This window comes from Runella rosea (genome assembly GCF_003325355.1).
Lineage (GTDB): Bacteria > Bacteroidota > Bacteroidia > Cytophagales > Spirosomataceae > Runella > Runella rosea.
In genome coordinates this window covers 6,225,888-6,239,212 of sequence record NZ_CP030850.1, presented here as the reverse complement: position 1 = coordinate 6,239,212, position 13,325 = coordinate 6,225,888, and the positions used below count along the sequence as shown (strand labels likewise).

12 protein-coding genes are annotated in these 13,325 nt (G+C 45.9%); 5 read left to right on the top strand and 7 right to left on the bottom strand.

Features of this window, described 5'->3' with window-relative positions:
• The first annotated feature begins 189 nt into the window (after positions 1 to 189).
• Complete coding sequence (locus tag DR864_RS25605; RefSeq protein WP_114069631.1) at positions 190 to 1,476, top strand: acetyl-CoA hydrolase/transferase family protein; 1,287 nt, start codon at positions 190 to 192, stop codon at positions 1,474 to 1,476.
• Positions 1,477 to 1,575: 99 nt separating this feature from the next.
• Here DR864_RS25605 and DR864_RS25600 read toward each other — a convergent pair whose 3' ends face one another.
• Both DR864_RS25600 and DR864_RS25595 read right to left on the bottom strand, forming a co-directional pair.
• The gene (locus DR864_RS25600) at positions 1,576 to 2,367 is read right to left on the bottom strand and encodes an NIPSNAP family protein (protein WP_114069630.1); all 792 of its coding nucleotides are present in this window, start codon (positions 2,365 to 2,367) and stop codon (positions 1,576 to 1,578) included.
• A gap of 100 nt (positions 2,368 to 2,467) precedes the next feature.
• A complete protein-coding gene (locus DR864_RS25595; protein WP_114069629.1) occupies positions 2,468 to 2,824 on the bottom strand; it encodes a winged helix-turn-helix transcriptional regulator in 357 nt (118 codons plus the stop codon).
• Between the two features lie 155 nt (positions 2,825 to 2,979).
• Here DR864_RS25595 and DR864_RS25590 point away from each other — a divergent pair, with 155 nt between their 5' ends.
• The 4 genes from DR864_RS25590 to DR864_RS25575 all read left to right on the top strand — a co-directional run bounded on the left by DR864_RS25590 (position 2,980) and on the right by DR864_RS25575 (position 6,559).
• On the top strand, positions 2,980 to 3,993 hold the full coding sequence (locus tag DR864_RS25590) for an aldo/keto reductase (RefSeq protein WP_114069628.1): 1,014 nt from the start codon (positions 2,980 to 2,982) through the stop codon (positions 3,991 to 3,993).
• A 77-nt stretch (positions 3,994 to 4,070) separates the two neighbouring features.
• The gene (locus DR864_RS25585; protein WP_114069627.1) at positions 4,071 to 5,252 is read left to right on the top strand and encodes a PQQ-dependent sugar dehydrogenase; all 1,182 of its coding nucleotides are present in this window, start codon (positions 4,071 to 4,073) and stop codon (positions 5,250 to 5,252) included.
• A 111-nt stretch (positions 5,253 to 5,363) separates the two neighbouring features.
• Positions 5,364 to 5,774, top strand: coding sequence for a c-type cytochrome (locus tag DR864_RS25580; protein WP_114069626.1), 411 nt, complete (start codon positions 5,364 to 5,366; stop codon positions 5,772 to 5,774).
• A 185-nt stretch (positions 5,775 to 5,959) separates the two neighbouring features.
• Positions 5,960 to 6,559 carry a Uma2 family endonuclease gene (locus DR864_RS25575; RefSeq protein ID WP_114069625.1) on the top strand — a complete coding sequence of 200 codons (600 nt, stop codon included), beginning with the start codon at positions 5,960 to 5,962 and terminating at the stop codon, positions 6,557 to 6,559.
• On the opposite strand, the gene DR864_RS25570 is transcribed toward DR864_RS25575, so the two are convergent.
• The 5 genes from DR864_RS25570 to DR864_RS25550 all read right to left on the bottom strand — a co-directional run bounded on the left by DR864_RS25570 (position 6,556) and on the right by DR864_RS25550 (position 13,285).
• Positions 6,556 to 7,650, bottom strand: a complete 1,095-nt coding sequence (locus tag DR864_RS25570; protein ID WP_114069624.1) for an aminotransferase class V-fold PLP-dependent enzyme — start codon at positions 7,648 to 7,650, stop codon at positions 6,556 to 6,558. The genes DR864_RS25575 and DR864_RS25570 overlap by 4 nt on opposite strands.
• The gene (gene aroQ / locus DR864_RS25565) at positions 7,647 to 8,066 is read right to left on the bottom strand and encodes a type II 3-dehydroquinate dehydratase (RefSeq protein WP_114070477.1); all 420 of its coding nucleotides are present in this window, start codon (positions 8,064 to 8,066) and stop codon (positions 7,647 to 7,649) included. Before aroQ ends, DR864_RS25570 begins: the two co-directional genes overlap by 4 nt.
• A 137-nt stretch (positions 8,067 to 8,203) precedes the next feature.
• Positions 8,204 to 11,311: an efflux RND transporter permease subunit gene (locus DR864_RS25560; protein ID WP_114069623.1), complete on the bottom strand. Its 3,108-nt coding sequence runs from the start codon at positions 11,309 to 11,311 to the stop codon at positions 8,204 to 8,206.
• 32 nt (positions 11,312 to 11,343) lie between these two features.
• Complete coding sequence (locus DR864_RS25555; RefSeq protein ID WP_114069622.1) at positions 11,344 to 12,465, bottom strand: efflux RND transporter periplasmic adaptor subunit; 1,122 nt, start codon at positions 12,463 to 12,465, stop codon at positions 11,344 to 11,346.
• 343 nt (positions 12,466 to 12,808) lie between these two features.
• Complete coding sequence (locus DR864_RS25550) at positions 12,809 to 13,285, bottom strand: DUF4843 domain-containing protein (protein ID WP_114069621.1); 477 nt, start codon at positions 13,283 to 13,285, stop codon at positions 12,809 to 12,811.
• Positions 13,286 to 13,325: the final 40 nt, after the last annotated feature.

Sequence of the window (13,325 nt, the reverse complement as noted above, 5' to 3'; positions counted from 1 at the left end):
AATTTAAAAATCAAAACAAATAAATACCGCCCACAAAACGACAGAATGAGGACGTAGCCTTGGTTTAAAGAGATAAAAGTAGTTAAAATCGCATCTTTTGCCGATATTTCCCCCTTTATTTCCTGATAATTATCATTTTTTCAAATCATCACAGCGCCTACCATTGCGCCAAACCAAACGGCTCACCCCATGCGCCCAAAAATCAGTTACGTTTCTCCGCAAGAGGCTCTTTCCTGTGTTCAATCTGGTCACAGAGTCTTTGTTCAAGGAAGTGCACAAACACCTTCGTTCCTTTTAAAACACCTCGCTCAGGAAGCTCCTCGCTTACAGGATGTTGAGGTTGTTTCCATCACCGTTTATGGCGATGTATTTATTGACAAACCAGAGTTCCAAGGCCATTTTCACATCAATTCTCTTTTTGTTTCGGAGAGTATTCGCAAGGCTGTCAATGAAGGTCGGGCCGATTATGTCCCGGTGTTTTTAAGTGAAATCCCCGAGTTATTTAATCAGGGAATTTTACCCATCGATGTTGCCTTAGTGCACGTGTCGGTGCCCGACCAACACGGCTATTGCTCATTGGGACTTTCGGTCGACATTGCCCGCTCGGCCGTCAACAACGCTCGTTTCGTCATTGCACAGGTAAATCCCAACGTTCCGCGTACGCAGGGCGACGGCATGATTCACGCCAGTAAATTCCACGCGATGGTTTATTGTGAAGATGCCCTCCACGAAGCCAATTTCAACAGTTCAGTTTCGGAAAGTGACCAAAAAATCGGGCAATACGTCGCCGAATTGATTGACGACGGCAGCACCCTCCAAATGGGTATCGGCTCCATTCCCAACGCGGTTTTGCAGTGTCTTTATAACCACAAAAATCTGGGCGTTCACACCGAAATGTTCAGCGATGGGCTGATTGATTTGTTCGACAAGGATGTTATCAACAACCGATTTAAGGCAATCATGCCCAACAAAACCGTTACGGGTTTTGCCTTAGGCACCAAGCGTCTGTATGATTACGTCAATGACAATCCTGCGTTTTCGTTTCTCGACATTGATTTTGTCAATGACCCGTACATCATCAAACAAAACCCAAAAGTCGTGGCTATCAACAGCGCCGTAGAAGTCGACGTAACGGGACAAATTTGCTCGGACTCGATTGGAACATATCAATATTCTGGCGTGGGCGGGCAAATGGATTTTATGCGCGGGGCCGCCCTCAGCCAAGGCGGCAAACCCATTATTGCGCTTCCCTCCCGTACCCAAAAAGGTATTTCACGGATTGTGCCTTTCCTCAAGCAAGGCGCTGGAGTAGTCACCACCCGCGCCCACGCGCACTACATCATTACGGAATACGGAGTAGCGTATTTGTTCGGAAAAAACCTCCGGCAACGCGCCAAAGCCCTCATAAGCATTGCCCACCCCGACGACCGTGAAGACATTGAACGCCAATGCTTTGAACGGTTCAAGGCGTTGTAATTCATGCACTTACTAACATTTCAATGAATTACTAGAAAACCAAAGCAGCGCCAATCGGGTCTGACTGACGCTGCTTTGGTTGTACTAAAAAAAATATTGTTAAATATCCGAGTAGTCGGTTGGATAAAAGAATCTGGTGTCATTCTTAGAAACATTCTTTTGATATTCGGGCATTGCCGCAAGTTTTTTCCAATAAGCATCGGCGCTGAATGCTTTCCAATGCTCATCGCGGGCGGCTCTGTTTTCAAAAGTGGTGAGGTACATCAGATTGGGCATTCGACTTCCTGATACCACTTCGGCATAAAAGACCGCGTTAAAGCCAAGACGCTTGAAGAGACCAATTTCGTCGCCGTCGTTAAACATCTTTATTTTATTCTTGGATATTTTCTCCGTGTGGCCTTCATAACTTCTTAATTCATAGACCCTTTCTTTGGGCGCAGAAGTGAGTTGGGGCATTGTGAATTGGAGACTTTTATCAAACGCATTCAATAAAATTGACTCAATTCTATCATACGGCGGCTCGCTGAATACCGCGTCATGGTAGGCTTTACCGTCGTTCCAATACGCCTTATCTTTGGCCAGTTTTTGCTCCAATGTAAAGAACGCCTCACGAGAGCTGAAAGGGATAAAAACGTAGATAAGCTTTTCGTCGGTCGGCTTGGCCGTTTCGGGGTTGATGATGGGCTTAAAAACCCCCACTTTACTGATACCGATTCGGTGCAGGGCGGGCAAGTAGGCGTCTTTTAAAAACGCATCCACTTTTTTCTCTTGCTCTTCCGTTTTCAGGTGATAAATTTTGATTTGGTAAAAATCGCGTTTTGCAGCGGTCGCTGAAATACCAAAACTCAGAAAACATACTGCCAACAACAGTGGCATGAATAACTTAGACATACTGAAAATGATTTTTGGGGGTTACGTTGTAATTCGGGCCAAAGTAACGGTTAGTTTTTCAGTAAATCCATTTTTTAAAGTGGTTTGCCTAACTCATAATTTACGAAGGAAATTCCATCTGATTTTCCGCGAAATTGCACAAACCGCCCAGTAAGTCGCTCAGTTTTTCGCCAGTCTCGGTCAAAGAATATTCTACCCGGGCCGGAACTTCGCCCAAATGATTATTTCTAACAATGAGTTTATATTGCTCAAGAAGTTTGAGGCGGTCAGCCAAAATATTGTCGCTGATGTGCTTTAAGTCTTCTTTCAGGCTTGAAAATCGGCTATTACCTTCTTCAATGCTAAACATAACTTCCGTTAGCCATCGTTTGCTCAGAAGATGAATCAGCTCATTGAGCGCACATTTATCTTCCAAAAACGTCTGATTATAATAATTGGTAGAGCTTAACTTTCTCATCGCTATCACTAACTTTTAAAGGAGTTATTCATTATTACCTAAACTATTGTTCAAAGTTAGATTTAAACGTTCATTTGTGAACTGATTTTTATCGAAAATAGTAAATAAAAACGGCAACCTACCTATATACATATTTTGTTACTAATACTATTTCTATGAACTATCGAAAAATTGGCACCTCAAACAAACCAAATCAAGCAGGTCTTGATGTATCCGTGATTACCTTTGGCGCTTGGGCCGCCGGCGGATGGATGTGGGGCGGAACCGAGCGAAACGAAGCCGTAAAGGCCATCAGAGTGTCTTACGACGTAGGTGTTACGTCCATCGACACCGCCCCGATTTACGGACAAGGGCTCAGCGAAGAGATCGTGGGTGAGGCCATTAAGGATATTCCGCGCGACAAAGTGCAAATCCTCACAAAATTTGGGATGCGCTGGGACCTGGCGAAGGGGGATTTTGCCATGCACAGCAAAAAAAACGACGGTCAAGCCATTGATATTTACCGGTACGCGGGCAAAGAGAGCATTGTCAAAGAATGTGAAGACAGCCTACGCCGTCTTGGCACCGATTACATTGACCTGTATCAAATTCACTGGCCAGACACCACAACGCCCATCGGTGAAACCATGGAGGCCGTTTCACGGTTAATAGAGCAAGGCAAAGTTCGCTACGCGGGTGTTTGCAACTATAACGCCGACCAGATGCGCGAAGCCGAAAAGTACATCCATCTTGCTTCCAACCAAGTGCCTTACAGCATGGTGAAAAGAGACATTGAAAAGCAAACGGTTCCGTACTGCATTGAGCATGGAAAAGCCATTTTGGCCTACAGCCCGTTGGAACGTGGACTATTGACTGGAAAAATGAAACCCGGACACCAATTTGCGCCCGATGACCATCGGGCAAAGCTGTTTTTTTACAAAGATGAAAATCTCAAACGGGTGGATGTATTTTTGGATAAAATCAAACCTTTGGCCGATGATAAAAAAGCAACGATTGGACAATTGGTGCTGCGCTGGACCGTCGAGCAACCGGGCATTACCATTGCTTTGGTCGGGGCGCGTGATGCCAAACAAGCGCTAGAAAATGCCGCCGCCATGGACATCCATTTGAGCAATGAAGAAATTAATTTTATCACCGGGCATTTAAACCAACTGGAATTGGTTCCATAACAAAGGAGGAAGGAGAATCCACGGCCCTATTCTATTTTTAACATTTCAACCTATCGCTTTTTATTCATTTTCATTTTATGAAGAACAACAAAACCTTACTCAAAAAGAGCCTTCCCGTTGCGTTGACAGGCTTGATTCTAACCGCTTCCGTTGCGTTGATGAGCAATAGCGGTATCACGGAGGGTACAAATTCTGTACAAAAAATAACCGAAGCCAACTTGAAAGTTGATACCGTTGCCAGAGGTTTAACCATGCCCTGGGCTACCGCTTTTCTGCCCAACGGCGACTTACTGGTGACCGAGCGCGTAGGGAAGCTACGTCTGGTGAAAAACGGTGTTTTGGACCCGCAAGAAATTACTGGATTGCCCACCATTCTTTACAAAGGTCAAGGCGGCTTGCTCGACGTAGCGTTGCATCCCGATTATGCTTCAAACGGCTGGATTTATATCAGTTATTCATCGCCCAAAGCGGCGGGTGAAGAAGGCGACGACGGCGGCGCAAATACCGCCCTGCTGCGTGCCAAGCTGAAAGACCACGCCCTGACGGATGTTCAGTATCTATTTAAAGCCATTCCCAACGTCAAAGCTAATGTACACTTTGGTGGCCGCATTGTATTTGACAAAAAAGGTTACGTGTTTTTGTCGCTCGGCGAACGCGGCCAAAAAGAAAACTCCCAAAATCTGAGTAAAGACCAAGGCAAAGTGGTCCGTCTGCACGAAGATGGAAAAATCCCTACCGATAATCCATTCGTAAAAACCGCTGGTGCGCGTCCTGAAATCTGGACCTACGGCCACCGCAATCCCCAAGGAATGACGATTCACCCCACTACGGGCGTTATTTGGGAGCACGAGCACGGTCCGCAGGGAGGTGACGAGCTAAATATCGTGGAGCGGGGCAAAAACTACGGATGGCCTGTGATTACGTTCGGGATTGACTACGACAACAGCATTATCTCCAAAGACACCGCCAAAGTGGGTATGGAGCAACCCGTCACGTACTGGAAGCCTTCGATTGCTCCGTGCGGAATGACGTTTATCACGAGCGATAAATTCAAAGAATGGAAAGGCGACCTGATTGTTGGCTCACTAAAATTTGCCTACCTCCAGCACCTCGTGGTAAAAGGCAACAAAGTGGTAAGCCGTGAAATCATGTTCGAAAAACTCGGACGCGTACGTGATGTGCGTCAAGGCCCCGACGGCAATATCTACGTAGTGCTTGAAAACTCGGGCAAAATCGTCAGAATCAGCCCCAAAGCGTAAATCGTTTTTACTGGTATCACTTACTTAGAAATAATGATTTGAGCAGTTATGTTAACCGCATAACTGCTCAAATTGTGTTCGATGAATTATCCATACTTACCACTTTTTCGCATGAAACTGTTAGTGATTTTTTGTTCAGGCATCTTTTTTTGTTCTGCCACGCTCCCCCATCAGGACGATGCACTCACCAAAAGCATGGAGCGGGGAAAATTGATTTACGCTGAAAATTGTGTGACGTGTCACATGGGCGCGGGAGAGGGAGTTGCGGGAGCTTTCCCACCACTTGCCAAAGCCGATTATTTGGTCAAAACCCCCGAGAAAGCCATTGCGGCCATTAAATTCGGTTTGTCGGAGAAAATCACCGTCAACGGCGTAGCCTACGAAGGGATGATGCCCAATCCCGGGCTGGACAATGAAGAAATTGCAGATGTGATGAATTACATTCAAAATTCATGGGGCAATACTTCCAACAAGAAACTCGTAACGGCAAAGATGGTTGAGGAAGTGAAGCCGAAGAAGTAAAGCGTGTAAATAATGCACTACCGATAGCATTTGACTCTAGTCATTTTGAAAGAGGTTTGATTTGGGTAATTGCCTGAAATCAAACCTCTTTGCGTTAGGATGAGGGGTTATTTTTCTCACTATTCCACAAAAGCGCCCCGAAAATCATCGCTTGTTTTTATAACTTTGTCAAAACGTCAAAAGTCATGGTCTTAACTACCAGCATTTTACGTAAGCCACGCTCCAATAAAATCTACACGCACGAGGAGTACCTACGCTTTGAAGAAAAAGCGCAGCATAAAAACGAATTTTATAAAGGTTTGATTAATCCTATAGCCGGAGCTAAAGCAACGCATAATGAAATTAGTGCCAATGTAGTTTCTACATTAAAAAATGGCGTAAGACCCTTAAAAACCATTTACAGGGTTTATACAAGTGATCAAAAAATCCGTATTGAAACAGAAGATACAACAGTGTATCCCGATGCGTTGGTTATTTGCGAAAAACCTGAATTCTGGAACGGACGTGAAGATGTGATTGTCAATCCATTCGTGATTGTTGAAGTATTATCCAAAAGCACGCAAAATTATGACCGAGGGGAGAAATTCATGCTCTACCAGCGGCTCCCCTCCCTCAAAGAATACGTGGTTGTAGAACAGCATACCGCACTGGTGGAGTCATGGTATCAAATCGAAGAAAATACTTGGCAAAAAACCGCCGCTCATGGCGTGGAAAGCAACTTATCTCTTCGTTCTTTGGGTATTACGCTTCGCTTAGAAGATGTATATGAACACATTACGTTTTAAGCTTTTCGTCTTAAAAACGTTTTTAACACCTCCACTTCCTCGTCTTCAATAGCTGGGAAATTGGCAATGCGAAAGGTGGTGTTCTTCCATTCGCCATAGCCGTTTCCAAGCGTAATTCCCGCCTCAAGTGCCATTTTTTTGACGACAGAAACCGCTTCGGGCTCCCCTTTTACGGCAATGACAGTGTCGGAGCGCGTGGCAGAATTTTGAACTAAAGGCCTCCAATCGGTCTCATTTTCCAGAAAACTATACCAAGCCTTCGCCCGCGCTTCAATCCTTGGGCTTACCTCTTGTATATTATCCACCTGCTCCATGACGCGCATCAGCAGGTAAATCCCGAGGGTATTGGGGGTATAATGCGTTTGGTATTTTTCGAAATTTTCGTGCATAAAAAGCAAACTGTTATAACGCAAAACGTCGTTGGCTTGCCGCGCTTTTTCGAGCGTTTTTGGTGAACAAACCATGATGCCCAACCCCGCTGGAAGCCCCAAACACTTTTGAACCGAAGCAAACCAAACATCGCCCAAGGTCCAGTCAAAAGCCACACCCCCCAGCGAAGAAGTGGCATCAATCGCGATGAGGGCATCGGTCATGGCACGAATTTTTGCAAATTCTTCCATTCGGATGTGCGTTCCGTTTGAGGTTTCACTGTGGGTCAGACACAGCACTTCATAGTCACGCAAACGCTGGCGATTAAATTCTGCGCGAACCGCATCGTTTTCATGTTCAAACAAATGATGCGTGAGCGTTTGCTCAATGGGAAACAATGACCCCGACGTTTGCGGCACAATATGCGAGGCATAGCTGAACCATTTTTTGCCGAAAGCCCCGTTGTAGTGATGGGCGCTATGGTGCAAGGTCAGCGATTGGGCAATGATTTCCCACGCTTCCGTCGCCGATGAAACCAAATAAATAGAATAATCTTCAGGAATATTGAGTTTGAGGTGCATTAAGCGGATGGTTTCCCGCAATACCTCCATAAACCCCTGACTGCGGTGGTTCATGCTCAAAATCCCCGAACGAAAAGCATCTTGCAGATACCCTTCCACCTGTGGATATACCTTTGAAGGACCAGGATAAAATGTAATCATGATAAAAAGTACCTAACTGCCAATTCGTATCCTTTCAGCCCTAAACCAACAATAACCCCTTTGACACGGCTGCTCAAGTAGCTATGATGACGAAACGCTTCGCGGGCGTGGACGTTGGAAATATGCACCTCCACGGCAGGCGTGGTGACAGCCGACAGTGCATCGGCAATGGCCACCGAAGTATGGGTATAAGCCCCCGCATTCAGCACGATTCCGTCAAACGTAAAACCGATTTCGTGAATCTTATCAATAAGTGCGCCTTCGTGGTTTGACTGAAAATAGTGCAGCTCTACATCAGGGAACAGAGATTGGAGGGTTTGGAAGTACTCTTCAAATGTTTGGCTGCCATAAATGGTTGGCTCGCGCTTGCCCAACAGATTAAGATTGGGCCCGTTGACAATGAGAATTTTTTTCACAGAATTAGCATTTTGCTTAAAGCGCAATATTACTATCTTCCCACGAAGAAAAAACATTTTTTTAACGGTTTTCCCACAAAAAAAGCCTCTGCGTTTCCGCAGAGACTCTAAAGAAAGGGTATGGAATAACAGCACTATTAAGCTTCTTCCGCCATCAGTTTTTCAGGAGCGGCTTTATCAGAATGTTTTTTATCACTTAATGACAAATAGGAATAAATGGCAGGGATGATGTACAAGGTCAGAATCGTCGAGAACAACAGCCCTCCTACCACCGAAATCCCCATCGAAACGCGGCTTTCAGAACCTGCGCCCAACGCCAACGCAATGGGTAAAATCCCTAAAATCGCGCACAAACTCGTCATGATAATCGGGCGGAAACGGGCGGCTGAAGCAGCTTTAACCGCTTCCAGTTTGTTAAGTCCTGCTTCTTTCTGCTGGTTAGCAAACTCCACAATCAAGATACCGTTCTTGGTCACTAGCCCCACCAACGTAATGATGCCGATTTGACTGAAAACATTGAGGGTCTGGCTAAAATCCCACAACGACAACAAGGCTCCGCAAACCGCCAAGGGTACCGTTAACAAAATAATGATAGGATCGATGAAGCTTTCAAACTGGGCCGCCAAAATCAGATAAATCAGTACTAACGCCAAACCAAACGCAAACAAAAGCGACGAAGAGCTGTCCTTAAACTCGCGCGACTGTCCATCCAAGGCCGTGGTGTAGGTATCATCCAACACTGATTTCGCAATCTTATCCATTTCGTCGAGGGCTTGGCCCAAGGTCACGCCTTTTGCCAGACCTGCGGTTACGGTAGCGGCTGATGAGCGGTTGAAACGGAACAACTGTGGCGGCGAACTTTGCTCGGTCAATTTTACAAAATTATCCAACTGAATCAATTCTCCCCGGTTGCTTTTCACAAACAGCGATTTCAAATCCATGATGTCGTTACGGTCTACGCGGTCGATTTGCCCAATGATTTGGTATTGTTTACCGTTCATCAAAAAGTAGCCAAAACGACGTCCTGAAAGCCCCAATTGAAGCGTTTGGGCAATATCCTGAATCGAAACGCCTAAGTTTTGGGCTTTGTCGCGGTCAATTTCCAGTCGAATTTCGGGCTTTGTAAATTTGAGGTTCACGTCCGTTCCTACAAACATCGAACTTTCATTGACCCGCTTCATCAGTTCTGGAATCACACCCCGCAATTTTTCATAACTCGTTGCCTGAATCACGTACGATACTGGAAAGTTGTTACCACGTTGTCCAGTTTGAATCGTTGGGTCCTGAATAACGAAAGACTTTGCGCCAGAAATATTCTTTACTTTTGCCTGTATCGCATCAGAAATCTCCATTTGTGACCGTTGCCGCAATTCAGGCTCGCTCAATACCACCCGCACAAAACCCGTGTTGGTGGCATTGGTAGAAAAACCCGGTGCTGTAATGGTAATCAAAGCATCACGCTCGTTGGGGCGAACTTCATCTTCTACCACTTTGGCAAATTCCATGAGGTATTTATCCGTAAAGTCAAACGTAGCACCTTCCTGTAAAGTCAGCGATACCCTCAATCCGCGTCGGTCTTCCATCGGAGCCAACTCGGACGGAATGGCGTCGTATTTGAACAACGCGTAAATAATACCGATAAAGCCGACCATCAACACCCACGCCAGCCAACGCACCTGCATAAAACTTGCCAGAGATGATTCGTAAGCGCCGTTGAGCCACTGGAAAAATGGCTCCGTAACGCGGTATAACCAAGGTTGCTTGTGGCGCGTTTTGAGCAGTTTAGAACTCAACATCGGCGTAAGCGTCAACGACACAAAGGCCGAGATAATCACCGAACCCGCTACCACAATTCCAAACTCTCGGAATAACCTGCCCGTGACACCCTGCAAGAAGATAATCGGCAAAAACACCGCCGCCAACGTAACAGTAGTAGAAATGATGGCAAAATAAATTTCTTTGGAACCCGTAATCGCGGCATCCCAGGGCGACATCCCTTCTTCGATTTTGGTATAAATGTTTTCCAACACCACAATGGCATCGTCTACCACAAGACCGATAGAAAGCACGATTCCGAGTAAGGTCAATACATTGATTGAAAAACCCATGATGTACATCAGGAAGAACGTACCAATCAACGACACGGGAATGGCCGTCAGAGGAATCAACGTACTGCGCCAGTCGCGCAAGAAAATAAAGATAATCAACGCCACCAAGATAAAAGCGGTGATAATGGTTTCTTCCACTTCGGCAATAGAGCGGCGCACCGAACGGGTATAATCAAACCCAATAGCGGGTACGATGTCGGCAGGTAGCTCTTTTTTGATTTGTTCAAAACGCTTATACACCTCGTCGACGATGGCAATTTGATTGGCTCCCGGTTGCGGCACTACTGCTACCCCCACCATCGGCACACCATCGCGGCGCATGAGCGTGCGCTCATTTTCGGGGCCTAGTTCGGCACGACCTACGTCGACAAATTTAACCACCCGATCGGCTTCTTCTTTGACGATCAAGTTATTAAATTCCTCAACGGTGGTCAAACGGCCCAACGTACGCACCGTAAGCTCGGTCGAAGCGCCTTCAATGGTTCCCGAAGGCAATTCTATATTTTGTTTGGTCAAGGCATTCAACACATCAATGGCCGTGAGCCGATACGACGCCAATTTGAGCGGGTCAATCCACAAACGCATCGAATAGCGTTTTTCGCCCCACACCTGAATCGAACTTACGCCCGCAATGGTTTGCAAACGCTCTTTGATTTGACGGTCTACCACATCGTTGAGGTCGAGCATTGAGCGCTTTTCACTCTTTACGTTCAGGAAGAAAATGGGGTTTGAATCGGCATCCGCTTTGGAAACAATTGGCGGGTCGATGTCGCGCGGCAAAAGCCCCAACGAACGAGAAACGCGGTCGCGCACGTCGTTGGCGGCGGTTTCTAAATCAACCCCCAAATCAAACTCGACGGTGATATTACTACGACCGTCGCGGCTCGACGAAGTCAGGGTCTTGATACCCGAAATACCGTTAATAGATTCCTCTAACGGCTCTGTAATTTGGGATTCAATGATTTCGGCATTGGCTCCCGTATAACTCGTCCCGACGTTAATCACGGGTGGGTCTACGCTAGGATACTCCCGCACCCCTAAATACGAAAACCCAATCAATCCAAAAATGATGATAATCAGCGACATAACTACCGCCAAAACGGGTCGCTGAATGCTGGTTGTAGATAAAGATGCCATATTTAATTATATATTTTCAAAAACAGGCTGAATTACTGTTTAACCATTGCTTCTTTGATGTCAACGGGTCCTCCTGGCTTCACCTGCAAAATGCCTGAAGTGATAAGCGTGTCTCCTACATTCAACCCTTTGTATATCTCAATGGTTTTATCACCACGCGTACCGATTTGCACTTCCACAGGCTCGGCTTTGTTATTTCGCACCACAAACACGCTATGTCCTTTCAGGCCCGGAATAACGGCCTCCGTGGGTACAAGTATACCATTTGCTTTGGTATTAAGGATAATTTCAATCCGGGCAAATGACCCCGGAAATAACTTACGGTTGTTATTGGGACTGGTAGCCCGCAACGTGAGGGTACGTGTATTGGGGTCAATTTTAGGTTCGATGGCGTAAACACGACCATAAAATTTTTCATCTCCGCTTTCGGTGGTAAACGTGATGGCGGTGCCTTTGGCAACATTTGCTGCGTATTTGGCAGGAACCGAAAAGTCTATTTTGGCGGGATTTACGTTGGTCAGAGTAGCAATTTTAGCCACAGTACCCGGCGACAAATAGCTTCCTTCACTCACATAACGCAAGCCGATAGTGCCGTCGAATGGCGCACGAATCACCGTTTTGGCAATTTGGGCTTCAAGGTTCTGAATGTCGGCATTCATGCTATTGAGGTTGGTTAAGCTAATGTCATAATCCCGTTGACTGATGGCTTCTTTTTCCAACAGTTTTTTCTGACGCTCTTCATTCACCTCCGCCAATTTTTTCTGGTATTGCAATTTTTGAAGCTGGGCCTGTAAATCAGCATCGTTGATGCGCACCAACACCGTCCCTTTTTTTACGTAGTCGCCTTCTTTAAAATTGATGGAAGTAATACGTCCGGCTATTTCACTCCGAATGTCCACTTCTTCGTTTGCAATGATGGTTCCTGTCGAAAGTATTTTCTCCTCAAGGCGCTGATTGCCAATAACCATAATGTTGATAGGTGCTGGTCCGCCCCCTTTGGCACCACCCTGAGCGGCTGGGCCACCACCTTTGGGAGCTCCCGCGCCTTTTTCTTCCTTTTTGGAGGTATATTCTTTGAGCCGGGGGTAAAACGCCAAGCCAGTTATGATTAAAATAACAAGTACAGTTAAAATTGATTTTACAGGTTTGCTCATTCCGGTTAGGTATTCGTAGTAGATAAAAATCTATTAAAACAAAGGGCAAAAATACCCTTTAGGTCTGACTTATGCGTTCCGACTTGGTTTATTTCATAGCTATTTAATCAAAAAAGAGCGGTTTCTGATTTAGCATCGACGAAGTTGATTTTTGTGTCGTCTAATGAAACAAAAGAAGCGACACCATAAATGGCGCCGCTTCCGATGAAAAGATAGATGAACTTTAACCGATTATCATTTTAATTCATTCCTCATTTATTCGTAAAAATGAATAGAGTGCATAGGCAGAGTTATAAGTCTGGTTGCGTCTTATTAACTACTGTACCAGCACAAATGTCTCTTCTTAGAGACGTATAGTCCAGCCCAAACGTTTGAAATTTTCGCTGGCTTTGATTTCCGTTCCGTTGCCTTCCAGCATCAGCACCAGCGTAACCGTTTTGCCAGCTTCAGCAGGAACGGCCAGAATCTCAATTTCAAGTTCGCCAAAACTGGTATTGGCCGGAATGGAAACCGTCTCGGAGGTCAGGCGATAGTGGGTGCCTGCTACCGCCGTTGAGTTTTGGGTATCCACCACTACCTTGATAGATTCTGCATTGGGGCGCTGCGGGCCTACCAAATTGATACGCGTCTTGATCTTGCCTGCCCCGTTGGCTACCGTCACCAAAGGATACGTACGCCCAGCGGCGGGGGCGGTAGTCACCGCTGCATCAAACTCAACAACCGAAGGGCCGTCGTAAATTTTAGCGGGATTTTCAAAGCAGGCGGTCAGTCCAATCGCAATGAATGCTGAAAAAAACGCGTTTAAAATGTATTTTTTCATTTTGTTTCTGTTTAAAGTTAACAACTTGATCTTGTGAGCA

Excerpts from the sequence above, each read along its gene's own strand:
- DR864_RS25605 (WP_114069631.1), top strand. The coding sequence starts at position 190 with ATGCGCCCAAAAATCAGTTACGTTTCTCCGCAAGAGGCTCTTTCCTGT.
- DR864_RS25600 (WP_114069630.1), bottom strand. The coding sequence starts at position 2,367 with ATGTCTAAGTTATTCATGCCACTGTTGTTGGCAGTATGTTTTCTGAGT.
- DR864_RS25595 (WP_114069629.1), bottom strand. The coding sequence starts at position 2,824 with ATGAGAAAGTTAAGCTCTACCAATTATTATAATCAGACGTTTTTGGAA.
- DR864_RS25590 (WP_114069628.1), top strand. The coding sequence starts at position 2,980 with ATGAACTATCGAAAAATTGGCACCTCAAACAAACCAAATCAAGCAGGT.
- DR864_RS25585 (WP_114069627.1), top strand. The coding sequence starts at position 4,071 with ATGAAGAACAACAAAACCTTACTCAAAAAGAGCCTTCCCGTTGCGTTG.
- DR864_RS25580 (WP_114069626.1), top strand. The coding sequence starts at position 5,364 with ATGAAACTGTTAGTGATTTTTTGTTCAGGCATCTTTTTTTGTTCTGCC.
- DR864_RS25575 (WP_114069625.1), top strand. The coding sequence starts at position 5,960 with ATGGTCTTAACTACCAGCATTTTACGTAAGCCACGCTCCAATAAAATC.
- DR864_RS25570 (WP_114069624.1), bottom strand. The coding sequence starts at position 7,650 with ATGATTACATTTTATCCTGGTCCTTCAAAGGTATATCCACAGGTGGAA.
- DR864_RS25560 (WP_114069623.1), bottom strand. The coding sequence starts at position 11,311 with ATGGCATCTTTATCTACAACCAGCATTCAGCGACCCGTTTTGGCGGTA.
- DR864_RS25555 (WP_114069622.1), bottom strand. The coding sequence starts at position 12,465 with ATGAGCAAACCTGTAAAATCAATTTTAACTGTACTTGTTATTTTAATC.
- DR864_RS25550 (WP_114069621.1), bottom strand. The coding sequence starts at position 13,285 with ATGAAAAAATACATTTTAAACGCGTTTTTTTCAGCATTCATTGCGATT.